The sequence below is a fragment of the Acinetobacter sp. ANC 4636 genome (assembly GCF_054454555.1).
The window spans coordinates 16,125-40,254 of sequence record NZ_JBTKVD010000002.1; the positions used below are offsets into that span (position 1 = coordinate 16,125).

Sequence of the window (24,130 nt, forward strand, 5' to 3'; positions counted from 1 at the left end):
TTGGCAATTTTTTGGTAGCCTTAGAGCAATATTACATAAATGCGCATTAAAACAATTAGGTCTAGGTTATGCAAAAACTCATGACACGCTTACCATTTTATGAAAAAAAATGGTTTCAATTTATCTTATTTACGATTATGCGTTTTGAAAATGATCGCTGCCGTGACAAAGCGGCATCGCTCACCTATACAACTTTGTTTGCCGTTGTCCCCATGCTCACGGTTTTTCTCGTGATCATTTCATCAATTAAAGCACTCGAACCTGCTCGGCAGCAGGTACAACATTTAATTTATAGTAATTTTCTTCCCCGAAGCAGTATTGCCTTTGATCAAGCCTTTAACTCTTTTGCTGAAAAATCTAGCAATCTGACCACCATTGGTATTCTGTTTTTATTTATGACCTCACTGATGATGCTGACCAGTATCGAAGAAGCTTTTAACCGCATTTGGCGAGTCAAGCAGCAACGTGGTGGCATCATTGGTTTTATGCGTTACTGGACAATTATTTCACTTGGACCAATTCTGCTTGGCAGTGCTTTTGTGATTTCCTCAACCGTTGCATCACTCAACATTCTCAGTAATAACTTTGTGGGTTATGAAATCGATGGCACTCTTTTTTTAGGATTTATATCTTACATACTGATTATACTTGGTTTTTTTATTCTTTACTGGACCATTCCCAATCGCTCCGTACCCATAACAGCAGCAGCAATGGCAGGATTATTCAGCGGCACTGTATTTCAGTTACTGAAAAGTTTTTTCGGCTTCATGATGGCAAATTTTACCAGTTATGAACTCATTTACGGCGCGTTTGCTGCTGTGCCGATTTTCCTGTTATGGATTTATTTATCATGGAATATTGTCTTACTCGGTGTTGAAGTCAGTTTTGCCCTCACCTCATTTAGCACAGGTAATCGCCAGAAACGTCATCCTGTCATTATGCTGCTCGACATTTTAGAAATGTTTTACAACAAGCAAAAACTTGGAGAAACCGTCAACGATAAAGAAGCTTTAAAAATTTTGGGGCGAGGTGAAATTGGACGCTGGCCTGCTTATGTTGAACTGCTGCAACGTCAACATCTGATTAAACGTATCGATGGTGATGAATACGCACTGATTCGCAATCTTTCTCAGGTCGATTTCTGGAGTTTTTACAATGCCTTGCCATTTACCCTTCCACTACGTCAGGATGTCTGCAATATCCACGATGATGATGAATGGGTAAAACAACTCGCTCCGCTCCTCAATAATGCAGATGATTATTTAAGCAGCCATTTATCAGTACCACTGTCGAGTTTGTTTGAAGCCAATGACACTACAACACAAATTACCTTGCATAAAAAAACCGAGTGATCACACTCGGTTTTTTCAATATACATCAGTTAGGCTTTAACGAAAGTTTTCCAAACAAAATCCTGAGTCTTACCCTTGAGTGTCATCGTAAGCTGATCACCTGCTGTAAGCGCTGCAACGCCCGCAGGTGTACCTGTCATCACGACATCACCTGCTTCAATGGTAAATGCCTGACTCATGTCACACAGCATTTCCCCAATCGGGAACAATAAAAATGCCGTATCGCCTGACTGACGAACAGCGTCATTCACTTCTAGCGTGTAATGTACATTTTTCCAATCTTCGATTTCACTGACATAGACCCAATCGGCAAGCACACAAGCACCATCAAATGACTTGGCGCGCTCCCACGGCTGACCTTTGTTTTTCAGTTCTGTCTGCAAATCACGTAAAGTTAAATCCAAACCTAAAGTCACTGCACCAATCGCTTCAAGAGCTTTTACTGGATCAGTTTCCGCCTTTAAAGTCTGATCTATACGCAGAGTCAGCTCACACTCATGATGACAACTACCAAGCGCCTCATTCCATGAAATTCCATCGCCCAAACCAATCAAACTACTGGCAGGTTTAATAAATAGCACTGGGCGATCTGGAACGGCATTACCCAATTCTTTGGCATGATCTGCGTAACTACGGCCCACACAAACGATTTTATTTGGACGATAACTCATACGACTTCCTTTGCTCTCTTGGTTCGTTTATTTTTTAAAGCTATGTTCAAAAAGACGTTGTTCATCAGGCTGGGTAAAAACACGTTTTGGTACAATCACCACATTACGGGTTTTAAGTTCCAGCATATACGTCAGTTTACCTTGAGCAAAATTTTGAACTTCACTATACGGGTACTGCTGCTTACGCCCACCCGAATATAATTCAAAATAATGCTGATATAGATCAATACCCTGCTCACTTCTGGCAGCCTGATATTTGACGAACTGACGTTTAAACAAGGTTGGCAACAACCAATAACGCATGGCAATTTGTAAAACTAAAAAGAAAACACCCAGACCGACATAATAGCGACCTACACCAGAAAAACCGATGTAAAAGCCATACACAATAATTCCCAAACTAATGAGTGGTGTAAGAAAACGGGTAATTTGTTTTTTACCAAAAGTTGCAAGCCCAAAACCATCTTGTGATTCTTCTAAATTTAGGGCATAACGCAAAGATAAGGCAGGTTTCTGATCTGTCATAACATGCTGCAAATACTCAAGAAAGTATCGCTATTAGACCACAATCCCCTCCGCTTTTAAAATCAATCTCTGTGCTATTTTGCAACAGCCTCCCCATCATTGCATAAATAGAACATTCAATTGTAAATATGTTATTTAACCATAAATGTAAAACTATACAATAAATCTCAAGCACCGCATATTTTAGGAATAAACGAATGTCTTTCTTTGCTAAACTTTTTGGTTTAAACAATAAACCTGTCGAATCTTCAACTGAAATCGCAACTTTATCTTTTTTAGAAATCATGGAAAAACGCCGCTCAATTTATGCGATTGGTCGTAACCTCAGCCAATCTCCTGCCGAAATTGAACAGCTCATCCAGAATGCCATCAAAGCCAGTCCATCATCATTTAACTCACAGTCTTCACGTGCTGTGATTTTATTTGGTCAATCCCATGAAAATTTTTGGTCAATCGTATTGGAAACATTGCGTAAACTTGTGCCAAATGAGGCTTTTGCTGCCACTCAACAAAAAATTCAAAGCTTTTCTGCAGGCGCAGGTACTGTTTTATTTTATGAAGATCAAAATGTGGTGAAAGGCTTACAGGAACAATTTACCGCTTATGCTGATAATTTCCCTGTTTGGTCAGAGCATTCAACTGCCATTGCCCAATTTGCGGTATGGTCAGCCCTAGCTGAACAAAATATTGGTGCATCATTACAACACTACAATCCAATTATTGATCAGGAAGTGGCACAAACATTTGCTGTACCTGAACACTGGAAATTACGTGCGCAATTGGTGTTTGGTTCAATTGGAGCTGAAGCAGGTGAAAAAACATTTATGGATGATGCTGATCGTTTTAAAACCTTTGCTTAAGTCACAAAAACAGCAGGCACAAAAAAACCGCAATCAATGCGGTTTTTTTCATTTTCATCAAGTTGGTGCGCTCAGAGAGATTCGAACTCCCGACCCCTTAGTTCGTAGCCAAGTGCTCTATCCAGCTGAGCTATGAGCGCATTGTCTTGATGGATGGGCATTATACGTACTTTTTGCAAAAAACCTAGTCTTTTTTGACAGATTAATTACAAGTGCATAATTATTAAGCAAAATGAGTGATTACTGGCTAAAAATACAACTTAATTAAAAACTTCCCACCACTGATAATTTTTTATCAGCCAGTGTCAACAGCATGGTCATTTGAACTATCTGCATAAGCACAAACCAGATCAAAATCATTCAGACAATATTGCTGCTACACTCGTCGGGCTTTTTCAGCATAACCACAATCGCCTTGTTGCAATTCGCCTGATACCTAGTCTGAACTTCGAGTGGGTACAGATCAGGCCTATCCCGACTACTGGCACCACTACTGTAAATACATATCTAAAGAAGATCATCCACGACTACTTCATAACCTTGTTGTTGATGCAATGCGATTTTTTACTGGGCATGTAGCAAATTAAATAAAACTGTTTGAGAAAGTTGCTGTCCCTGCTGCTCTAGTTTTTTGACAGGGTAATTTTTATAGGTAACTTATTTTTATAAATTTCAGGCATAAAAAAACCGCTTTAAAAGCGGTAATTTATCAAGTTGGTGCGCTCAGAGAGATTCGAACTCCCGACCCCTTAGTTCGTAGCCAAGTGCTCTATCCAGCTGAGCTATGAGCGCGTATACTTGTTGCCTATATCGGCGGTGTTACTTTTGCCTATTTAATTTACTTGGTGCGCTCAGAGAGATTCGAACTCCCGACCCCTTAGTTCGTAGCCAAGTGCTCTATCCAGCTGAGCTATGAGCGCGTAAGTAAATGGCGGTGAGAGAGGGATTCGAACCCTCGATACAGTTACCCGTATGCGTCCTTAGCAGGGACGTGGTTTCAGCCACTCACCCATCTCACCGTAACAGGACGCAATAATACAAACTAAAGCGCAGCTGTTCAAGTCAAGATTACTATTTTTTCTATTTTTTTCACTCAATCACCTATTTTTTAAGCGATTTCAAACAACACGCTGATTTTTTAGGCGACTTTCTTGTTAAAATTGTTTGTACTTAGCTCTGCATGCATAAAAACTGACATTTCAACACATTCTTGCAATGATTTACGTGCAGTCTATTTCTGCATGACTTATGCTAAACCTATCTGCTGATAAGAAGCTATATAATATGATGAAAAACTGGGTCGATCCTGAAGCCAAAGCGGAAGCGGAACGTTACGACAATCCAATTCCTAGCCGTACTTTAATTTTAACCAGCCTTGAACAATTACAAACAGCACAATCACATGCTGAACTGGTTGATCATTTTAATCTGCAAGATGAGAAAAGTATCGAAGCACTGAGTCACCGTTTAAGTGCAATGGTACGTGATGGTCAACTGGGCAAGGACGGCTTAAAGTTCCAACTGCTTAAAGATCAACCGAGTTACGAAGCCACCGTTTATATTAATAGTAAAGGTTTAGGCTCAGCCCATATTGACGGTCAAGATGACCTGCTTCTGCCTGAACGTGAGTTACGTTTGGTTTTTAATGGTGACCGTGTCAAGGTACGCCAAACCTCCGTAGATCGTAAAGGTAAAGCATGGGGGCATATTACTGAGGTTGTACAGCATCGGGTCAAACAGCTGATTGGTAAAGTTGCCGAGCACGAGGGTGAATATTTCATTCAACCTAACACGCCAAATAACCATCAACCGATTACTTTGGAAAAGCAACTCATCGAACATGCTCAAGCCAAAGTCGGTGATAGCTTACGTGTCGCAATCGACACTTATCCAACCCGCGAAGAATTTGCCACAGGGCATATTGTACAGTCGATGGCGGACAAAGCAGATACCGAAATTATTATTCCACAAACTATTCTAGAGTTTGGATTACCATACGAATTCCCTGAAGAGGTTCTTCAAGAAGCTGCGAGCTTTAAAGAACCTTCAGCCAAAGATGCTCAAGGGCGTGTCGATGTCCGAGATTTGGCTTTAGTGACAATTGACGGCGAAGACGCCCGTGACTTCGATGATGCAGTCTATGCAGAAAAACGCCCAGGTGGCGGTTATCGTGTGGTGGTCGCGATTGCAGATGTCAGCCATTATGTGCGTTTAGAAAAACCTCTGGATCATGAAGCGCAGGAACGTGGCACATCCGTGTATTTCCCGCATTTTGTCTTGCCAATGCTGCCAGAAGCACTTTCCAATGGTTTATGTTCACTGAACCCACATGTTGACCGTTTATGTATGGTCTGTGACCTGAAACTTTCTCGTACAGGGCGAGTGACAGGTTATGAGTTCTACCCTGCGGTAATGCATTCTAAAGCGCGTTTAACCTATAACCAAGTCAATCAGTATTTAGAAGGTGATTCACAAGCGATTCCTGAAAGCCGTGAAATTCACAAATCAATTAATACGTTGTTTCAGCTTTATCAAATTTTAAAAGACTTGCGTGCAGATCGCCACGCGATGGAATTTGAAACTGTTGAAACTTATATGACTTTTGATGAACTAGGTGGCATTAAAGAAATTTTGCCGCGTAGCCGTAATGACGCACATAAGTTAATCGAAGAATGTATGTTGCTTGCCAATGTCGCAGCAGCCGAATATGCCTTGGAACATGACATTCCAATGTTGTACCGTGTACATGAAGCACCCGAATTCTCACGTATCAAAAAAGTTCGTGACTTTGTAAAATTGCTAAATTTAGGCATTCATTTCCCTGAACAGCCAACTCAAGCGGATTATCAGAAAGTCATTGAAGCGACCAAAGACCGCATTGATGCACCCAGCATTCATGCCGTGTTATTACGCTCTATGATGCAAGCCTTCTACGGCGCAAAAAATGCAGGACACTATGGTCTAGCATATGAAGCCTATACTCATTTTACCTCGCCAATTCGCCGCTACCCTGACTTGTTATTACACCGTGCGATCAAAGCACATTTGCATCAGAAAAAGTATGCCTTGTCTGGTGCTGCCCTTGATGATGCAGGTGAACATTTCTCACAAACTGAACGCCGTGCCGATGAAGCATCGCGTAGCGTCACCACATGGCTGAAATGTCATTATATGCAACAGCATCTGGGTGAGGAGTTTGTTGGCATCATCAGCGCAGTCACTGAGTTTGGTTTATTTGTCACGCTTAAAGATCTATATGTCGATGGCATGATTCACATTAGCCAGCTCGGTGATGATTTCTTTATTTATGACCCTGCTAGCCAAACTTTAATTGGACAAAACCGTGGTCAAATTTTTGGTTTAGGTGATGAACTCAATATTAAAGTTGCTGGCGTGAATCTTGCAGAACGTAAAATTGACTTTGAATTACTCAAGCAAATTAGCCACGCAGGCCGTGCCATTCGCAGCCGCGCGCCACGTGCCACAAAACCTGTTGTTCGAGAAGTACAGGAGCAAGTCTTTAATAATCAGGTGACTGCAGTTACAACAGAGCAGCAAGATGGTGAGCAGCCTGTTCGTAAGAAAAAGGAAAAAAATAAACCGATTTCTTACAACAAAAAATCGGACAAGAAATCCTCTGGTAAAGCTGAGACTAAAAGCAAAGACAAAGCCAAGAAAAAAGATAAAGTGAAGAAGAAAAAAGCCAATGCTAAATCTCGGCAGGATTAACCCATCTAAGTAAAAGAGCTTCGGCTCTTTTACTTTTTTTCACGCTTTAACACTGAAAAGAACAAACGATTTTGATGAAGAAGTAGATTTAAAAAATTCTATTTATTTTAGCGTCACTGTATTAAAGACAGCATTGCGTAATATTCAGATGAAGTAAATTCCCATTATGGTGAAATCTCCTTCGAACAGATCTTGATTCAACTCAAATAAACTAAATATATGGATATAAGTTCATAACAGACAAAGTTTCCCTTGATTTCCTCTGTCCTAAACCTTAAATCTAGCAATATAGTTTATATTTGATGGCTCAGACAATGACATTACAACAAGCAACCCTTCCCGTCCCCCAGTTCGACAAAATCCACCTCGATACATTAAAAACACAGATTCAACAGCATATCCAAGATGGGTTAAAGTTTCTTGTTGAGCTAACTCAAGCCCCTGATGATTTTAATGCCCAAACTCAAGTACTCCAGCAAATGGACTCGCTTGAAAATAATCTGAATGAATCATGGGGCATTTTGTCACATTTAAATGCAGTGATGAACAATGCGACAACTCGGGAAGTCTATCAATCGCTCTTGCCCGCATTAAGCGAATACTATACACAGCTCGGTCAACACACAGCGCTATACCAAACTTATCAGCATTTACATGACCGCAGCGAATTTTCTAGCTTAAGTGCTGCACAGCAAAGTGCCATTAAACTTGGCTTACGCGATTTCAAACTGTCAGGTGTTGCACTTGAAGGTGCAGCGAAACAGCGCTATGCAGAAATTTCAGCACGCTTGTCACAGCTTGCTTCAGACTTTTCCAACCATGTATTAGATGCAACCCAAGCCTATTTTAAACCTCTAACCGAAGCACAACTTAAAGGCTTACCAGACAGCAGCATTGCCCTGCTTAAACAATACGGTCAGCAGCGTGAACTCGACCAGCCTGTCGCTACACTGGATTTTCCATCGTACTTGGCAATCATGACTTATGCTCAAGATCGTGCTTTACGTGAAGAGCTATATAAAGCCTACACTACACGTGCCTCTGAGCAAGCTGAGCATACTGAATTTGACAACTCTGAAATCATGCAAGAGATCTTGAGTTTACGTCAGGAAATAGCTCAACTGCTCGGGTTTGAAAATTATGCAGCATATTCCCTTGCCAGCAAAATGGCACCAAATGTTCAGACCGTTTTTGACTTCTTAAATGAGCTGGCTGAGCATGCGCGTGCACCTGCCTTGCAAGAAATTGCGGAACTCAAAGCGATAGCCCAACAAGATGGGATTGAAGAACTACAACCTTGGGACAGCAGTTTTTATTCTGAAAAACTTAAACAGCAGCAATTCAACCTATCCCAAGAAGCCTTAAAGCCTTATTTCCCTGCACCAAAAGTCGTACAAGGTTTATTTGAAATCGTACAGCGCTTATATGGTATTCAGATTCAGGAACGCTCTGCGCCAGTCTGGCAATCTGACGTGCGTTACTTTGAAATCGAAGATCAGGGGCAAATCATTGGAGGTTTTTACTTAGACCTCTATGCGCGCAGCGGTAAGCGTGGCGGTGCATGGATGAGCGGTTTCCGTTCCCGCATGCAAACTCCAACTGCATTACAAAAACCGATTTGCTATATGGTCTGCAACTTTACGCCACCTGTTGGCGAGCAGCCTGCATTACTCACTCATGATGAAGTCACCACGCTATTCCATGAGTTTGGGCATGGTTTACACCACCTGCTGACCGAAGTGGATAATATTTCTGTTGCTGGAACACATGGCGTGGCATGGGATGCAGTAGAATTGCCAAGCCAGTTTATGGAGTTTTGGACATGGGACAAAGCCAGTCTGGATCTAATCAGTGAACATGTTGAAACGAAACAAACTCTGCCACAGAATTTATTAAACGCATTGCTTGATGCGCGCTTCTTCCAATCAGGTATGCAAACTTTACGTCAACTTGAGTTTGCCCTGTTTGATTTAGAAATTCATCAACATACTCCTGCATTAAGCACACCGCAAATCCAACAGACTCTCAACCACATTCGTCAACGTGTTGCGGTTTTACCAACAACACCTTATAACCGTTTCCAGCATAGTTTTAGCCATATTTTTGCAGGTGGCTACGCTGCTGGCTACTATTCTTATAAATGGGCAGAGGTTTTAGCCAGTGATGCTTTTGACCGCTTTGAAAATGAAGGTATTTTTAATACCTCTACAGGAAATGATTTCCGCAAGGCCATTTTAGCTGTGGGTGGTCAAGATACAGCTTTGGATGCCTTCGTGCATTTTCGTGGTCGTGAGCCTAAAATTGATGCGTTATTACGCCATCAGGGTTGGACGAAAGTGCCTAAAAACGCTTAAACTATGCACTCAAAATTCATGACTCATGGTTTAAGGTAGCATTTTATGAAAAAACGATTCATTGCAGGTGCGAAATGTCCTAAATGTGAAGCGTTAGACCGCGTTGTCATGCTGACCGAAAATGAACATGAATGGATTGAATGCATCGAATGTGGTTACAGTGAAAATCGACCAACCCATATCGATCAACCAGAAACTCCAGCTGTCGCTGATGACGTGGGCGTAATTCAATTTCGCCCACGCCAATCCAACCCGTCAAATCATTAATTGACCTGATTATGAAAACAAATAAATCAAATTCTTTATTGCTTTGGATTCTTATTGGCGTCCTTTTTGCCATTTGTGCTGGTATATTTGTTTGGCAATCATGGTTTGTAAACCATCCCGCTCCACCAACCCAACAAGCAACCGTACACTCAAAAACTCAGGCGCCACCTATGGCCCGACCTGTTTCAGAACCAGCGGTAATACCTAAAGTACAGCCAACACATACTGAACAACCTAAATCACTTCTGAATGATGAGACGCTTAAACAGCCGATACCGCAAAACCCTGCTTTGGCTAAAGAAGAGGTCTCCAAACTTGAAGATATTCAACAACAGTTAAAAGAGCAAGAAGCAACGCTCAAAGCTCAACATACCGATGCTGATCGCATCATCGAACTCAAACAACAACAAATCAAACTACTTGAGCAGCAACTTGCAGGACAGCAAAAATCATCAAAATAAAAATTCGCCTACATTCAGGCTCAGTCTGCCATTATAGGCACACTAGCTCGATGCAGTTTTGCTAAAATTTTTAGTTGCTTCCATTCCTTTAAAGTCAGTTGATCTCTCCAAACAATACAAGGCTGCGCTTCTTCCTGCCAATACAACACAATATAAATCTCATGATCCAGTAATTTTTTTAAACTCAGGTGCTGAATCTGAGATGTTCTTGTGTATTTAGCTGTCCATTCATTTTCTTTTAATTGTGCAAATGCAACGACCTGTCGTTGTTTCATAAAGACATACCATGCCAGTAATGCCAACAAACCAACGAGTACTACAAGATACCAAGCCAATGTCAAATAACAGAGCAACATGAGCAAGCTATATAGCCCAAATTGAAAAAACCAAGCAACTTTGCTTGGCTTTAACTGAAAACTTAAATTACTGGTGAACATAATGTTTAAGCTTGATAATTAATTCTTTTAATTCGGCACGTGGCGGTTCGCCAACGTCCATAAACCAATCCAGCAAATCTGGATCTTCCTGATCAATCAACTCTGCAAATAAAGCTTTTTCTTCAGGGCTCGCATGCAAATAATATTGTCGAACATACGGGTCAAAATAAACATCAATTTCTTTCAATCCACGACGTGCACGGTAGATCACTTTGCGTTCTTCTAAACTGATATCGTCTGACATAATTATTTCCAGTCCCATTGTTATGCCAAGTAGTGTAACAAGAATTTGAAAAAACTAAATAGCCAGCATCATGATTTTATTTAGCGACCAAATTTTAAATTTTTATCCCGAAAACCTGCATATTTCAGCACCAGTTTATCTAGTAAATAATTATGCGAGATTCTCCATGGTAACTGCCGCCCCTGTTTTGGCATATGTTCAGCGGCACGTTGCAAATAACCCGCAGAAAGCGCTCCCATAACCGTTCCAGACAGACGCTGGGTTACATCAGTCATAGGCATCACTTCTCGATAAGCATGCTTGTGCATATAGTTCAGTAGTCGGCAAATATAATCTGCTGCAATATCTACTTTAAGTGTCCACGATGCATTGCTATAACCAATCATCAAAGCAAAATTAGGTACATCACTTAACAAAGTCCCCTGATACAACATTTTTTCAGCAAGATCGACAGGTTGATGATCAACCGTTAACTTTAAACCTCCAAGCAACTGTATTTGTAAGCCTGTTGCTGCAACAACCAGATCAGCTTCCAAATGTTGCCCAGACTTTAACCGAATTCCTGAGGCAGTAAAATAATCAATCTGATCGGTACAAATTTGAGCCTGGCCATTTCGCAACACCTGGAACAGATCACCATCAGGGACAGCACACAGACGTTGATCCCAAGGTGCATAACTTGGAGTAAAATGGCGCATATCCACCTGACCTTGCAACTCCTGTGCAACTGCTTTTAACAATAATCGTTTGGTCAATTGTGGTGCTCGACGTGCAACAGAGTAAACTGCTCTTTGCAATACAATATTGCGTCCACGCACCCAGCGATATGCCCATTTAACAGGCAGGTGCTGACGTAAATACTGATAAGTTTTGTCGTATGCAGAGACGCTCGCCACATAGCTAGGAGAGCGTTGCAACATCGTCACCTGTTTTGCCCCACCTTTTACCAAAGCAGGAACCAATGTTACGGCAGTTGCTCCACTGCCAATCACAATAATATTTTTACCTTGATATTCAGTGTCTGATGACCATTGTTGTGGATGGACAATAGAGCCCTGAAAGTCTTGTTGTTTGGGAAATTGGGGAAGATAACCTTGGTCATAATTATAATAACCAGTGCAACTGATAATAAATCGAGCTTTCCATACTTCACTCTGCTGCTGTGCATTTTGAGTTTTAAGCTGCCAGCATTTTTGTTGTGTGCTGTAATTTGCTGCAACAACTTGCTGCCCAAAGGAAATTTTATCGAATAATTTATAATGTTCTACGACGTCATATAAATATTTTTGAATAGACTGTCCGTCTGCTAATGTCTGATCTTTAAGCCAAGGATAAAACTGATAACTCAATGTAGACATATCAGAATCGGAACGAATCCCGGGATATCGAAATAAATCCCAAGTCCCCCCAATATTTTGTCGGCGTTCTAATATCTTAAAACTCAGTTGTGGGCAATGTTGTTGCAAATGTACTGCCGCACCTATACCCGAAATTCCAGCTCCAATTATCAGTACATCAACTTCATATGTCATAAGCATCAGTTTTTTGAAATTTAATTAATTATAAGCCCAATTTTGCATAAAAAAAGGTCGGTAAAAACCGACCTTTTTCTGAACAACTACGTTCTTGTTGCGAAATTATTTAACTTCGCGATCTACAAGTTCAACGTAAGCCATCGGTGCAGCATCACCTGCACGAAAGCCCGCTTTAAGAACACGTAGATAACCGCCATTACGTTCTTTGTAACGAGGGCCAAGAACGGTAAATAATTTACCAACAGTTGCTGCATTACGAGTACGAGCAAACGCTAAACGGCGGTTTGCTACTGTATCGTTTTTAGCTAAAGTGATTAAAGGCTCAGCAACGCGGCGAAGTTCTTTCGCTTTAGGCAAAGTTGTTTTAATTAACTCGTGCTCAACTAAAGCATTCGTTAAATTTTGGAACAACGCCTTACGATGGCTGCTTGTACGGCCTAATTTCACACCACTATTACGATGACGCATGGTGATAGTCCTACTTAATTAACGGCTACGATAGGCGAAACGATCGTCCATACGCAAACTAGCTGGTGGCCAGTTTTCTAAGCGCATGCCGAGCTGCAAGCCTTTCGAAGCTAAAACATCTTTAATCTCAGTCAACGATTTTTTACCTAAGTTAGGAGTTTTTAACAACTCAACTTCAGTGCGTTGTACAAGATCACCAATGTAGTAAATATTTTCTGCTTTCAAACAGTTAGCAGAACGAACAGTAAGCTCGAGATCATCTACTGGACGAAGCAAAATTGGATCGACTTCTTCGCGAGGTTCTTGAGCAACAGGAGCTTGATCTTTCTGAAGATCAACAAAAATTGCAATTTGTTGTTGCAAGATTGTTGCCGCTTTGCGGATAGCTTCTTCAGGATCAACTGTACCGTTGGTTTCAAGATCAATGACCAGCTTATCAAGGTCTGTACGTTGTTCTACACGCGCATTTTCAACGGTATAAGACACACGCTTGATTGGGCTATAAGAAGCATCTAACTGCAAACGACCTACCGGACGTGTTTCACCTTCAGGGAAACGTGAGTCAGATGTTTCATAACCGCGACCTTGAGACACTTTCAAACGCATTTTTAATGCGCCTGTAGCACTTAACGTGCCGATCAAATGCTCAGGATTCACCAATTCAACATTATGAGGTAAACGAAGGTCAGCAGCTGTTACATCTCCTGGACCTTGTTTTTCTAATGTCAGGTAAGCTTCGTTTTGATCGAACAGCTTAATAGACAATCCTTTAAGGTTCAGCAAGAGCTCGACGATGTCCTGCTGCAAGCCTTCTAAAGTACTGTACTCGTGCTCGACACCTTCTATCTCTACTTCAACCACAGCAGCGCCAGGTAAAGAAGACAATAGAATGCGACGTAAAGCATTACCAAGAGTGTGACCAAAGCCACGCTCTAAAGGTTCCAGAATCACTTTTGCCGAGGTCCCGCTTGCCGCTTCGACCTTGATCGCTTGCGGAGTTAGAAACTCGTTTGCAGTACGCGTCATTTATTGCTACCTCAAGGATTATTTAGAATACAATTCTACAATCAAGCTTTCATTGATTTCAGCAGGTAGATCTGAACGATCTGGTGCAGCTTTGAACGTACCTTCAAACTTAGAGTGATCAACTTCAATCCAAGCAGGAATACCACGTTGAGTCGCTAACTCAATTGCATTTTTAATACGCAATTGTTGTTTAGCACCTTCATGAACAGCAATTACATCACCCGCTTTAACTTGAATAGACGCGATGTTAACGCGACGACCATTCAATGTAATAGAACGGTGACTTACAAGCTGACGAGCTTCTGCACGTGTAGAACCGAAACCCATGCGATAAACTACGTTATCAAGGCGGCTTTCAAGCAGTTTCAACAAGTTTTCACCTGTTGCACCTCTAACACGAGCTGCTTCTTTATAGTAGTTACTAAATTGACGCTCTAACACGCCGTACATACGACGGACTTTTTGTTTTTCACGTAATTGTAGTGAATACTCAGATTGCTTTCCGCGAGCTTGGCCATGTTGACCAGGCGCTTTTGCATGCTTTTTAGTTTTGACGTCAAATGGTTTAACGCCAGATTTAAGTTGCAGGTCTGTCCCTTCGCGGCGAGAGAGTTTGCATTTTGGACCAATATAACGAGCCATGAATGTTTCTCCTTACACGCGACGTTTTTTAGGTGGACGGCAACCGTTGTGAGGGATAGGCGTCACATCGGTAATGCTGTTAATTTTATAACCCACTGCACCTAATGCACGAACCGCAGACTCACGACCAGGACCAGGACCTTTTACAAGGACGTCCAGATTTTTCAAACCGTAATCCAAAGCTGCTTTACCAGCAACTTCAGCAGCTACCTGAGCAGCAAACGGAGTTGATTTACGTGAACCACGGAAGCCTTGTCCACCAGAGGTAGCCCAAGCCAATGCATTACCTTGACGATCGGTAATCGTTACAATGGTGTTATTAAAAGACGCGTGAATGTGTGCAACACCTTCAGAGACGGTACGAGTGACCTTCTTGCGTGTGCGAGTATCTTTAGCCATCTTTTAGCTTCCAGAAATCTTACTTTTTAATCGGTTTGCGCGGACCTTTACGGGTACGTGCGTTAGTTTTGGTGCGTTGACCGCGGACAGGCAAGCTACGACGATGACGAAGACCGCGATAGCAGCCTAAATCCATTAAACGTTTAATGTTCATGGAAATTTCGCGACGTAAGTCACCTTCGGTAGGAACCTTAGCAACTTCTGCACGAATCGCATCAAGCTGAGCATCATCCAATTCACGCACTTTAGTTGTTGTAGCAATACCAACAGCAGCCAAGATATTCTTAGCAGTGTGGCGACCAACACCAAAAATGTACGTGAGGGAGATAACAGCATGCTTGTTATCCGGAATGTTTACACCGGCAATACGAGCCATTCACTTTCTCCAAAAAGGCAGGTCGAGATAATCAACCGCCCCACAAAAATCTTGAGGGGCGGATAGTAACCCAATTCGCCTACTGAAATCAACAGGTCTTAATTACAAATTAACCTTGACGCTGCTTATGACGGGGTTCAGCGCTACAAATTACGCGAACTACCCCATTACGACGGATAACTTTACAGCTACCACAAATTTTCTTTACAGAAGCCTGTACTTTCATGATGAAACCTCTAAGTGCGCTTATCCCTTCGGATGAGCAGTCGTTTTTCTCATGAGCGTCTGATTATCATATTGGTGTGAAGTCAAATGGGCTTGTAACTGCGCCATAAAATCCATCACAACAACAACAACAATTAACAGCGATGTACCACCAATATTTACAGTCATACCAAAGGCACTTTGTAAAATCATTGGCATCAAACAGATCACTGTAATATATATTGCCCCAATAAAGGTCAAACGATTGAGAATATAATCTAAATAACGAGCAGTTTGCTCACCTGGGCGAATACCAGGCACATAAGCTCCGCTGCGTTTTAAGTTTTCCGCTACTTCTTTTGGACTAAATACAAGCGCCGTATAAAAATAACAGAAAAAGATAATTAACGCACCAAAGAGCACCAAATACAAAGTATGTCCAGGCGACAAAACAAGTGCCAAATCTTGCAGTGTACGCTTTATTACACCAGCATTCGGATCAGCGCTTCCAACCCATTGTCCCAAACTTGCTGGAAATAATAACAATGAGCTTGCAAAAATTGCAGGAATCACCCCTGCCATATTAATTTTTAATGGCAAATGTGTTTGCTGAGCCGTAAAAATACGACGACCTTGCTGTTTTTGTGCATAGTTTACCGAAATACGACGTTGTGCCTTTTCGATAAATACGATTGCAGCCAAGACAGCAAGCGCAATCAAAGCAAAAACAACCACGCCAATCATGCTTGTCTGACTATCAGCTGAGAAAAATTGCAAAACCATATTTGGTAAATTGGCAACAATTCCAGCAAAAATAATCATTGAGATGCCATTACCAATTCCACGCTCGGTAATTTGCTCTCCAAGCCACATCAAGAACATTGTGCCTGCAACAAGCGAACTCACTGCAGGTACATAAAATGCCAGACCATTCGTCAAGGTAATCCCTTGACTAATCAGACCAGCACACATCCCCGTTGCTTGTACAACTGCAAGTAATAATGTGCCTTGACGTGTATACTGGTTAATTTTACGCTTACCTTGCTCACCTTCTTTTTTCAAAGCTTCGAGCGAAGGAATCACGGTAGACATTAACTGCACAATAATTGATGCAGAGATGTATGGCATGATCCCTAGGGCAAGAATAGACATTCGTTGTAATGCACCACCTGAAAACATGTTAAACAAACCAAGGATAGTCCCTTGGTTTGCATTAAAAAGTCGTTCAAGTGCAGCATTATTAATGCCTGGTACTGGAATATGCGATCCTAGCCGAAAGACCAACAAGGCACAGATAAGAAAAACCATCCGCCGAATAATTTCACGATATTTCACGTGAAATGGTTGACCTTTCATCATGTTAACATGACCTGAGGAACTAGGAGACATAGACACTAGTGATTACTCCTCGACTTTACCGCCAGCAGCTTCAATTGCAGCCTGTGCGCCTTTAGTCAATGCAACACCTTTAACAGTAAATGCACGAGTTACTTCACCAGAAAGTACAACGCGAGCACGAATTTGATCACGACGTACCACGTTTGCAGCTTTTAAAGTTTCAAGGCTAACAATGTCGCCTTCCACTTTAGTAAGTTCAGATAGACGTACTTCAGCAGTTTTTAAAGCGATTTGGCTAGTGAAACCAAATTTAGGTAAACGACGATAAATCGCTGTTTGACCACCTTCAAAACCTGGACGTACACCACCGCTCTTACGTGATTTCTGACCTTTAACACCACGACCACCAGTCTTACCAACACCTGAACCGATACCACGGCCAAGACGACGATGTTCGCGTTTAGCACCTTCTGCAGGCGCAAGTTCGTTTAAACGCAGAGTCATGGCTTATTCCTCTACACTAACCATATAGTAGACTTTATTGATCATACCACGGTTAGAAGGAGTGTCTTGCACTTCTACAGTATGACCGATGCGACGCAGACCTAGACCTTGAAGGCAAAGTTTATGATTTTTTAAACGATGCGAGCTAGATTTAGTCTGGGTAACTTTAATCGTTTTCATGATCGATTACCCTTGAATTTGTTCTACTGATTTACCACGTTTCGCAGCGACTTTCTCAGGAGAAGTCATGTCACGCAAACCTTTAAAAGTTGCGTTTACTACGTTTGCAGCATTGGTAGAACCATAACATTTAGCAAGTACGTTATGTACACCTGCAGCTTCAAGAACAGCACGCATAGCGCCACCAGCAATTACGCCAGTACCTTCTGAAGCAGGTTGCATATATACACGGCTTGCACCATGACGAGCATTCACAGGATGTTGTAAAGTAGTACCAGCAAGGTCTACAGTGATCATGTTACGACGAGCAGCTTCAAGTGCTTTAGAAATAGCAGCTGGAACTTCACGTGCTTTACCACGACCAAAACCTACACGACCATTACCATCACCAACCACAGTCAATGCTGTGAAAGAGAAGATACGACCACCTTTAACAACCTTGGCTACACGATCAACGGCAACCAGCTTCTCAACGAGACCTTCGTTTTGTTCAACTTTCGCCATGATTAGAACTCCAAGCCGCCTTCACGAGCAGCATCAGCCAAGGCTTTAATACGACCATGATATTTAAAACCAGAACGGTCAAATGCAACTTTAGTTACACCAGCTGCTTTCGCACGTTCTGCGATTAATGCACCAACTTTAGTCGCTGCTTCAATGTTACCAGTTGCACCAGCACGTAAAGATGCATCCAAAGTAGAAGCTTGCGCTAAAACTTTGCCACCATCTGCTGAGATAACTTGAGCATAGATGTGACGCGGAGTGCGGTTTACACACAAACGAGTCGCACCCAATGCACGAATGTGCAAGCGTGTGCTTTTCGCACGACGCAAACGGGATTGTTTCTTTTCGTTCATAAGAACCTCGCGCCTTATTTCTTCTTAGCTTCTTTACGAAGAACAACTTCATCCGAGTAACGAACACCTTTACCTTTATACGGCTCTGGTGAACGGTAAGAACGGATATTTGCAGCCACTTGACCCAACAATTGCTTATTCGCTGATTTCAAAACGATTTCAGTTGCTGTTGGAGTTTCTGCAGTTACACCTTCAGGCAATACGTAGTCGATTGGATGCGAGAAACCTAGGTTTAAATTAACCACATTTCCTTTGATCGCAGCTTTGTAACCGACACCGATAAGTTGCAACTTACGTTCAAAACCTTCGTTAACACCCTTAACAAGGTTGTTCAATACAGCGCGAGCAGTACCAGCTTGCATCCAAGCGTCTTTTGACTCTTTAACTGGAGCAATTTGAAGTTTACCTTCTTCCTGTTCTAGCTCGACCAGCGCATGCAGGTTGAAAGACAATGTACCTTTAGTGCCTTTCACTTCGACCTGCCGGCCGTTCTGAGTAACTGTTACACCGTTAGGTACAGTTACTGGGGCTTTAGCCACACGAGACATGAGGAATCACCTATTAAGAAACAAAAGCAATAACTTCACCACCAACACCTGCAGCACGTGCAGCGCGATCAGTCATGATGCCTTTGCTTGTAGAAACAATTGCAATACCCAAACCTTGCTTAACGCTAGGAAGTTTATCTTTACCGCGATATTGGCGAAGACCTGGACGGCTTACGCGTTTCACAGTTTCAATAACTGGCTTGCCTTCAAAATATTTTAAAGTAATAGTCAAAGTAGCTTTGCCTTCGTTATCAGCAACATCTACATTTGAAATATAACCTTCTTGCTCTAATACGTTTGCAATAGCAACTTTCAATTTAGAGCTTGGCATAGAAACAGTTGATTTCTTAGCCATTTGTGCGTTACGAACACGTGTTAGCATGTCGGCAACGGTATCTTGCATACTCATTTAGTCGCTCCTTACCAGCTTGCCTTAACAACGCCTGGTACATCACCTTGCATCACAGTATCACGTAATTTGTTACGGCTTAGACCGAACTTACGGAAATAACCATGAGGACGACCAGTTAAACCACAACGGTTGCGAAGACGTACAGGAGATGCATTACGTGGCAATGCTTGTAACTTCATCATCGCTTCAAAACGCTCTTCGTCGCTTGCATTTACATTTGCAATCGTAGCTTTTAATTCAGCACGTTTGGTAGCAAATTTAGCAACAGTTTTTTCGCGTTTTAATTCGCGATTAATCATACCTTTCTTAGCCATATCGACCTCTTATTTGAACGGGAAGCCGAATGCACGCATAAGCGCACGGCCTTCGTCATCGGTGCGAGCAGTAGTAGTGATAGTAATATCCATACCACGAATACGATCAATCTTGTCAAAATCGATTTCAGGGAAAACGATTTGCTCTTTCAAACCCATCGAGTAGTTACCACGACCGTCGAAAGATTTCGCTGAGAAACCACGGAAGTCACGGATACGAGGGATTGCGATTGCGATCAAACGGTCCAAGAATTCGTACATACGTTCGCCACGTAAAGTCACTTTACAACCGATTGGCCAACCATCACGGATTTTGAAACCAGCGATAGATTTACGTGCAAGTGTAAGCACTGGTTTTTGACCAGCAATTGCTTGCATGTCAGAAAGTGCGCCATCTAATAATTTTTTATCAGCTGATGCAGCACCCACACCCATGTTAAGAGTGATTTTTGTAATGCGAGGAATTTCCATCACATTCTTAACGCCCAATTGCTCTTGCAATTGAGCTTTAAGTTCTTCATTGTAACGTGTTTTAAGTCTGGCCATTGCCGTTTCAACCTATTACTTCGCTACCGCCACTGGTTCACCATTTGATTTATAAACGCGAGTTTTCACGCCTTCAATCACTTGGTAACCAATACGGTCAGCCTTTTGGGTTGTAGCATTTAAAATTGCCACGTTTGAGATATGAAGCGAAGCTTCCTGAGTAACAATACCGCCTTCAGCGCCAGTTACACGGTTTGGCTTTTGATGCTTCTTCACTAAGTTAAGGCCTTCAACCTTAACACGGTCTTCAGAAACAGACAGAACAGCACCCTGTTTGCCTTTTTCTTTACCTGCGATCACGAGAACCTGATCGCCTTTTTTAATCTTAGCCATGATCGCCTCTTATAGAACTTCAGGAGCCAATGAAATGATTTTCATGAACTGTTCAGTACGAAGTTCACGAGTCACTGGTCCGAAGATACGAGTTGCAATCGGAGCTTTGTTGTTGTTCAAAATAACAGCTGCGTTATCATCAAAACGGATAACAGAACCATCTGGACGACGGATGCCGAATTTTGTACGTACAACTACAGCATTCATCACGTCACCTTTTTTAACACGGCCACGCGGAATTGCTTCTTTTACAGTAACTTTAATAATGTCGCCAACAGATGCATAACGACGATGTGAACCACCAAGTACTTTAATACATTGTACGCGGCGAGCACCACTGTTGTCTGCTACGTCGAGCATACTTTCGGTTTGAATCATTGCCCTACTCCAAAACCGAGCATCACCGGTCACAATTTCGAAAGACGCATAGCGTACTCGAAATTGACCGATGATGCAACAAGAACGTCTAATTACTCAGCAGCTGCTTCAACTACTTCCACTAAAGCCCAAGCTTTAGTTTTAGAAATTGGGCGGCTTTCTTTGATGGTTACGATATCGCCAGTTTTAGCAGTATTGTTCTCATCATGAGCGTGTAATTTTGTTGAACGGCGGATTGATTTGCCATACAACGGGTGTTGAACTCGGCGTTCAATAAGAACAACAATAGACTTGTCCATTTTGTCGCTTACAACTTTGCCGGTTAACGTGCGGACTGTTTTTTCATTCATTGTCCGTTCCCCTGTTTTTCGGTAAGGAGTGTCTTAATACGAGCAATCGCTTTGCGAGCAACTTGTACTTCATGAGATTTACCCAATTGACCAGTTGCCTTTGCCATACGAAGACGGAATTGGTTAAGCTGTTGCTCATCAAGCAAAGCTTTCAACTCTTCTACCGATTTTTCACGTAGATCTTTAGTTTTCATTACATTACCGTCCGAGTCACGATAGTGGTTTTAAACGGAAGTTTAGCAGCAGCCAAAGCAAATGCTTCACGCGCTAATTCTTCGTTCACACCTTCAATTTCGTACAGGATCTTACCTGGTTTGATCTCGCAAACCCAGTATTCCACATTACCTTTACCGTTACCCATACGTACTTCTAATGGTTTTTCGGTAATTGGTTTGTCTGGAAATACGCGGATGAAGATTTTACCACCACGTTTAATACGACGGCTAATGGTACGACGCGCAGCTTCGATCTGACGAGCAGTCATACGACCACGTTCAGTAGCTTTAATCGCAATCGAACCAAATGATACTGTACTACCACGATGTGCTAGACCAGTGTTACGGCCTTTTTGCACTTTACGGAATTTGGTACGTTTTGGTTGCAACATGGATTATTCTCCCTTGTCTGCAGCACGGTCTGAACGACGACCACGACGCTCTTGACCTTCACCACGACCACGACCGCGCTTAGCTGGACGTTCCTCAGCTGGTGCTGGGTTCATGACTTGTTTCATGCCGCCCAAGATTTCACCACGGAAAATCCAAACTTTAACACCAATCGTACCGTAAGTAGTTTCTGCACGCATAGTCGCGTAGTCGATGTCAGCACGAAGTGTATGCAAAGGTACACGACCTTCACGATACCATTCAGTACGTGCGATTTCCGCACCACCTAAACGACCAGAAACTTCAACTTTGATACCTTTAGCACCAGCACGCATCGTATTTTGAACCGCACGTTTCATAGCACGACGGAACATTACACGTTTTTCCAATTGAGAAGCGATAGCTTCAGCAACTAGACGAGCGTCCAAGTCAGGGCGATCAATTTCGTTGATGCTTACTTGCGCTGGAACACCCATAATATTGGTAAGTTCGCGCTGTAATTTTTCAATGTCTTCGCCTTTTTTACCGATTACGATACCAGGACGCGCAGTGCTAATTGTTACTTTAGCCGCGCCTGTAGGGCGTTCGATAAGAATATTGCTGATCATTGCATTCTTAAGTTTTTTAGTTAAAAACTCACGAACTTGCAAATCTTTAAGCAAGTATTCAGCGTATTGTTTCGGACTCGCATACCAGTTAGCGTTATGACGTTTCACAACACCTAGGCGGATACCGATTGGATGAACCTTCTGACCCATATCAAACCCCTACCTTAACGGTGATGTGACAAGTACGCTTAGTAATACGATCTGCACGGCCTTTAGCACGTGGCATAATACGTTTAAGGCTGATGCCTTCATCAACGTAGATCGTAGAAACTTTAAGATCGTCAACATCTAAACTGTTATTGTGTTCAGCGTTTGCAATTGCAGATTCCAACGCTTTTTTCACCAAAACTGCAGCTTTTTTGTTGCTGAAGTTTAAGATGTTTAAAGCGTGAGCAACAGATTTGCCACGAATTAGATCTGCAACCAAACGAGCTTTCTGTGCCGAGATAGCGGCACCGCGTAATTTAGCAGTTACTTCCATCATAGCACCTATTAACGTTTAGATTTCTTATCAACACCGTGACCACGATAGGTACGAGTTGGCGCGAATTCACCGAGTTTATGACCAACCATATGCTCAGAAATAATTACTGGAACATGGTTACGACCATTGTGAACAGAAATTGTTAGACCAACAAAATCTGGAAGGATCATCGAACGACGAGACCAAGTCTTGATCGGCTTACGGTTATTAGCCGCAACAGCCGCTTCAACCTTAGCGAACAAGTGCGCATCGACGAATGGACCTTTTTTCAGAGAACGAGGCATTAGTCAGATTCCTTTACTTGACGCGACGGTCGCGAATAATCATCTTAGTCGTACGCTTATTGGTACGTGTCTTGTACCCTTTAGCTTTTTGACCCCATGGGCTCACAGGTTGAATACCTTTGTTACGCCCTTCACCACCACCATGTGGGTGATCAACTGGGTTCATTGCCATACCACGTACGGTAGGACGAACACCACGCCAGCGCGCAGCACCAGCTTTACCCAATGAGCGAAGGTTGTTTTCTTGGTTAGAAACTTCACCAATTACAGCGCGACATTCAACATGAATTTTACGCATTTCGCCTGAACGTAGACGAACAATTGCGTAAGAACCATCACGACCTAACAATTGAACTGAAGTACCAGCAGAACGTGCTAACTGAGCACCTTTACCGATTTTAAGTTCAACGTTGTGTAGTGTAGAACCGATTGGCATGTTACGAAGTGGTAAGCAGTTACCTGGACGAATTGGAGCATCGTTACCAGATTGTACTTTATCACCAGCACGCAAGCCTTTAGGCGCAATGATATAGCGACGTTCACCGTCAGCATACAAAACTAATGCAATGTGTGCAGTACGGTTAGGATCGTATTCAATACGTTCTACAGTAGCAGGAATACCATCTTTGTTACGTTTAAAGTCAACAAGACGATAGTGCTGTTTATGACCACCACCTACATGGCGAGTCGTAATGTGACCATTGTTATTACGGCCACCAGTGCGTTTCTTAGCTTCAACCAACGGAGCATAAGGTGCACCTTTGTGAAGATGGTTATGAACCACTTTTTCAACAAAGCGACGCCCTGGAGACGTTGGCTTACATTTTTGAATCGGCATA

34 protein-coding genes, 4 tRNA genes and 1 pseudogene are annotated in these 24,130 nt (G+C 42.3%); 6 read left to right on the plus strand and 33 right to left on the minus strand.

What is annotated here, in order from left to right; genetic code table 11:
• The first annotated feature begins 68 nt into the window (after positions 1–68).
• Complete coding sequence (locus ACX1N5_RS02140) at positions 69–1,352, plus strand: YihY family inner membrane protein (RefSeq protein ID WP_458799815.1); 1,284 nt, start codon at positions 69–71, stop codon at positions 1,350–1,352.
• A 29-nt stretch (positions 1,353–1,381) separates the two neighbouring features.
• On the opposite strand, the pseudogene ACX1N5_RS02145 reads toward ACX1N5_RS02140, so the two are convergent.
• Positions 1,382–2,029: pseudogene (locus ACX1N5_RS02145) on the minus strand (fumarylacetoacetate hydrolase family protein); the annotation flags it as partial.
• A gap of 21 nt (positions 2,030–2,050) precedes the next feature.
• Positions 2,051–2,548 (minus strand): YcxB family protein, encoded by a 498-nt coding sequence (locus ACX1N5_RS02150; RefSeq protein WP_116726794.1) that lies wholly within the window; start codon positions 2,546–2,548, stop codon positions 2,051–2,053.
• 284 nt (positions 2,549–2,832) lie between these two features.
• Between ACX1N5_RS02150 and ACX1N5_RS02155 the strand changes: the two genes are divergently transcribed.
• Positions 2,833–3,408, plus strand: a complete 576-nt coding sequence (locus tag ACX1N5_RS02155) for a nitroreductase family protein (protein WP_458799868.1) — start codon at positions 2,833–2,835, stop codon at positions 3,406–3,408.
• 63 nt (positions 3,409–3,471) lie between these two features.
• On the opposite strand, the gene ACX1N5_RS02160 is transcribed toward ACX1N5_RS02155, so the two are convergent.
• The 4 genes from ACX1N5_RS02160 to ACX1N5_RS02175 all read right to left on the minus strand — a co-directional run bounded on the left by ACX1N5_RS02160 (position 3,472) and on the right by ACX1N5_RS02175 (position 4,427).
• Positions 3,472–3,548: transfer RNA gene (locus ACX1N5_RS02160), tRNA-Arg, on the minus strand.
• A 575-nt stretch (positions 3,549–4,123) separates the two neighbouring features.
• Positions 4,124–4,200, minus strand: a tRNA-Arg gene (locus ACX1N5_RS02165).
• 51 nt (positions 4,201–4,251) lie between these two features.
• Positions 4,252–4,328: transfer RNA gene (locus tag ACX1N5_RS02170), tRNA-Arg, on the minus strand.
• 9 nt (positions 4,329–4,337) lie between these two features.
• Positions 4,338–4,427: transfer RNA gene (locus ACX1N5_RS02175), tRNA-Ser, on the minus strand.
• Between the two features lie 265 nt (positions 4,428–4,692).
• On the opposite strand from ACX1N5_RS02175, the gene rnr reads away from it, so the two are divergent.
• From rnr to ACX1N5_RS02195, 4 genes are all read left to right on the plus strand, one after another.
• Positions 4,693–7,137 carry a ribonuclease R gene (gene rnr / locus ACX1N5_RS02180; protein ID WP_458799813.1) on the plus strand — a complete coding sequence of 815 codons (2,445 nt, stop codon included), beginning with the start codon at positions 4,693–4,695 and terminating at the stop codon, positions 7,135–7,137.
• 314 nt (positions 7,138–7,451) lie between these two features.
• A complete protein-coding gene (locus ACX1N5_RS02185; RefSeq protein ID WP_458799811.1) occupies positions 7,452–9,491 on the plus strand; it encodes a M3 family metallopeptidase in 2,040 nt (679 codons plus the stop codon).
• A 45-nt stretch (positions 9,492–9,536) separates the two neighbouring features.
• Positions 9,537–9,758: a YheV family putative zinc ribbon protein gene (locus ACX1N5_RS02190; RefSeq protein ID WP_004754199.1), complete on the plus strand. Its 222-nt coding sequence runs from the start codon at positions 9,537–9,539 to the stop codon at positions 9,756–9,758.
• An 11-nt stretch (positions 9,759–9,769) separates the two neighbouring features.
• The gene (locus ACX1N5_RS02195; protein WP_458799809.1) at positions 9,770–10,219 is read left to right on the plus strand and encodes a hypothetical protein; all 450 of its coding nucleotides are present in this window, start codon (positions 9,770–9,772) and stop codon (positions 10,217–10,219) included.
• 20 nt (positions 10,220–10,239) lie between these two features.
• Here ACX1N5_RS02195 and ACX1N5_RS02200 read toward each other — a convergent pair whose 3' ends face one another.
• From ACX1N5_RS02200 to rplB, 27 genes are all read right to left on the minus strand, one after another.
• Positions 10,240–10,656 (minus strand): protein YgfX, encoded by a 417-nt coding sequence (locus tag ACX1N5_RS02200; RefSeq protein ID WP_458799807.1) that lies wholly within the window; start codon positions 10,654–10,656, stop codon positions 10,240–10,242.
• The gene (locus ACX1N5_RS02205) at positions 10,643–10,900 is read right to left on the minus strand and encodes an FAD assembly factor SdhE (protein WP_004754208.1); all 258 of its coding nucleotides are present in this window, start codon (positions 10,898–10,900) and stop codon (positions 10,643–10,645) included. The genes ACX1N5_RS02200 and ACX1N5_RS02205 overlap by 14 nt, the downstream gene beginning before the upstream one ends.
• Before the next feature lie 80 nt (positions 10,901–10,980).
• Positions 10,981–12,432: a flavin-containing monooxygenase gene (locus tag ACX1N5_RS02210; protein ID WP_458799805.1), complete on the minus strand. Its 1,452-nt coding sequence runs from the start codon at positions 12,430–12,432 to the stop codon at positions 10,981–10,983.
• Between the two features lie 105 nt (positions 12,433–12,537).
• Positions 12,538–12,903: a 50S ribosomal protein L17 gene (rplQ, locus tag ACX1N5_RS02215; protein WP_004754212.1), complete on the minus strand. Its 366-nt coding sequence runs from the start codon at positions 12,901–12,903 to the stop codon at positions 12,538–12,540.
• 18 nt (positions 12,904–12,921) lie between these two features.
• On the minus strand, positions 12,922–13,929 hold the full coding sequence (locus ACX1N5_RS02220) for a DNA-directed RNA polymerase subunit alpha (RefSeq protein WP_004754213.1): 1,008 nt from the start codon (positions 13,927–13,929) through the stop codon (positions 12,922–12,924).
• 18 nt (positions 13,930–13,947) lie between these two features.
• Entirely contained in the window at positions 13,948–14,571 is a 624-nt protein-coding gene (gene rpsD, locus ACX1N5_RS02225) for a 30S ribosomal protein S4 (RefSeq protein ID WP_004754216.1), read from the minus strand.
• Positions 14,572–14,583: 12 nt separating this feature from the next.
• A complete protein-coding gene (gene rpsK / locus ACX1N5_RS02230) occupies positions 14,584–14,970 on the minus strand; it encodes a 30S ribosomal protein S11 (RefSeq protein ID WP_001040166.1) in 387 nt (128 codons plus the stop codon).
• 19 nt (positions 14,971–14,989) lie between these two features.
• Positions 14,990–15,346, minus strand: coding sequence for a 30S ribosomal protein S13 (rpsM, locus tag ACX1N5_RS02235; protein ID WP_004754218.1), 357 nt, complete (start codon positions 15,344–15,346; stop codon positions 14,990–14,992).
• Positions 15,347–15,455: 109 nt separating this feature from the next.
• Positions 15,456–15,572 (minus strand): 50S ribosomal protein L36, encoded by a 117-nt coding sequence (rpmJ, locus tag ACX1N5_RS02240; protein ID WP_004754219.1) that lies wholly within the window; start codon positions 15,570–15,572, stop codon positions 15,456–15,458.
• 20 nt (positions 15,573–15,592) lie between these two features.
• Positions 15,593–16,906, minus strand: coding sequence for a preprotein translocase subunit SecY (gene secY / locus ACX1N5_RS02245; RefSeq protein ID WP_171063188.1), 1,314 nt, complete (start codon positions 16,904–16,906; stop codon positions 15,593–15,595).
• A gap of 45 nt (positions 16,907–16,951) precedes the next feature.
• Positions 16,952–17,392 (minus strand): 50S ribosomal protein L15, encoded by a 441-nt coding sequence (rplO, locus tag ACX1N5_RS02250; protein ID WP_045792483.1) that lies wholly within the window; start codon positions 17,390–17,392, stop codon positions 16,952–16,954.
• 3 nt (positions 17,393–17,395) lie between these two features.
• A complete protein-coding gene (gene rpmD, locus ACX1N5_RS02255) occupies positions 17,396–17,572 on the minus strand; it encodes a 50S ribosomal protein L30 (protein WP_000849088.1) in 177 nt (58 codons plus the stop codon).
• 6 nt (positions 17,573–17,578) lie between these two features.
• Positions 17,579–18,076, minus strand: a complete 498-nt coding sequence (gene rpsE, locus ACX1N5_RS02260; RefSeq protein ID WP_004754225.1) for a 30S ribosomal protein S5 — start codon at positions 18,074–18,076, stop codon at positions 17,579–17,581.
• Positions 18,077–18,078: 2 nt separating this feature from the next.
• On the minus strand, positions 18,079–18,429 hold the full coding sequence (gene rplR, locus ACX1N5_RS02265; RefSeq protein WP_004754227.1) for a 50S ribosomal protein L18: 351 nt from the start codon (positions 18,427–18,429) through the stop codon (positions 18,079–18,081).
• Between the two features lie 14 nt (positions 18,430–18,443).
• Entirely contained in the window at positions 18,444–18,977 is a 534-nt protein-coding gene (gene rplF, locus ACX1N5_RS02270) for a 50S ribosomal protein L6 (RefSeq protein WP_004754229.1), read from the minus strand.
• 13 nt (positions 18,978–18,990) lie between these two features.
• Entirely contained in the window at positions 18,991–19,386 is a 396-nt protein-coding gene (rpsH, locus tag ACX1N5_RS02275; protein ID WP_004754231.1) for a 30S ribosomal protein S8, read from the minus strand.
• An 11-nt stretch (positions 19,387–19,397) separates the two neighbouring features.
• The gene (gene rpsN / locus ACX1N5_RS02280; protein ID WP_131379416.1) at positions 19,398–19,703 is read right to left on the minus strand and encodes a 30S ribosomal protein S14; all 306 of its coding nucleotides are present in this window, start codon (positions 19,701–19,703) and stop codon (positions 19,398–19,400) included.
• 9 nt (positions 19,704–19,712) lie between these two features.
• On the minus strand, positions 19,713–20,249 hold the full coding sequence (rplE, locus tag ACX1N5_RS02285; RefSeq protein WP_004754236.1) for a 50S ribosomal protein L5: 537 nt from the start codon (positions 20,247–20,249) through the stop codon (positions 19,713–19,715).
• Positions 20,250–20,264: 15 nt separating this feature from the next.
• Complete coding sequence (rplX, locus tag ACX1N5_RS02290) at positions 20,265–20,582, minus strand: 50S ribosomal protein L24 (protein ID WP_131379418.1); 318 nt, start codon at positions 20,580–20,582, stop codon at positions 20,265–20,267.
• Positions 20,583–20,591: 9 nt separating this feature from the next.
• Positions 20,592–20,960 carry a 50S ribosomal protein L14 gene (gene rplN / locus ACX1N5_RS02295; RefSeq protein ID WP_004725701.1) on the minus strand — a complete coding sequence of 123 codons (369 nt, stop codon included), beginning with the start codon at positions 20,958–20,960 and terminating at the stop codon, positions 20,592–20,594.
• A gap of 92 nt (positions 20,961–21,052) precedes the next feature.
• Positions 21,053–21,310 carry a 30S ribosomal protein S17 gene (gene rpsQ / locus ACX1N5_RS02300; protein WP_458799796.1) on the minus strand — a complete coding sequence of 86 codons (258 nt, stop codon included), beginning with the start codon at positions 21,308–21,310 and terminating at the stop codon, positions 21,053–21,055.
• Positions 21,307–21,504, minus strand: a complete 198-nt coding sequence (gene rpmC / locus ACX1N5_RS02305; protein WP_004754241.1) for a 50S ribosomal protein L29 — start codon at positions 21,502–21,504, stop codon at positions 21,307–21,309. The genes rpsQ and rpmC overlap by 4 nt, the downstream gene beginning before the upstream one ends.
• Complete coding sequence (gene rplP, locus ACX1N5_RS02310; RefSeq protein ID WP_004754244.1) at positions 21,504–21,917, minus strand: 50S ribosomal protein L16; 414 nt, start codon at positions 21,915–21,917, stop codon at positions 21,504–21,506. Before rplP ends, rpmC begins: the two co-directional genes overlap by 1 nt.
• A 3-nt stretch (positions 21,918–21,920) precedes the next feature.
• Complete coding sequence (gene rpsC, locus ACX1N5_RS02315) at positions 21,921–22,673, minus strand: 30S ribosomal protein S3 (RefSeq protein WP_004754245.1); 753 nt, start codon at positions 22,671–22,673, stop codon at positions 21,921–21,923.
• 1 nt (position 22,674) lies between these two features.
• Positions 22,675–23,004 (minus strand): 50S ribosomal protein L22, encoded by a 330-nt coding sequence (gene rplV, locus ACX1N5_RS02320; protein WP_004754247.1) that lies wholly within the window; start codon positions 23,002–23,004, stop codon positions 22,675–22,677.
• 11 nt (positions 23,005–23,015) lie between these two features.
• The gene (gene rpsS / locus ACX1N5_RS02325; RefSeq protein ID WP_004754249.1) at positions 23,016–23,291 is read right to left on the minus strand and encodes a 30S ribosomal protein S19; all 276 of its coding nucleotides are present in this window, start codon (positions 23,289–23,291) and stop codon (positions 23,016–23,018) included.
• 13 nt (positions 23,292–23,304) lie between these two features.
• Complete coding sequence (rplB, locus tag ACX1N5_RS02330) at positions 23,305–24,129, minus strand: 50S ribosomal protein L2 (protein ID WP_004754250.1); 825 nt, start codon at positions 24,127–24,129, stop codon at positions 23,305–23,307.
• Position 24,130: the final 1 nt, after the last annotated feature.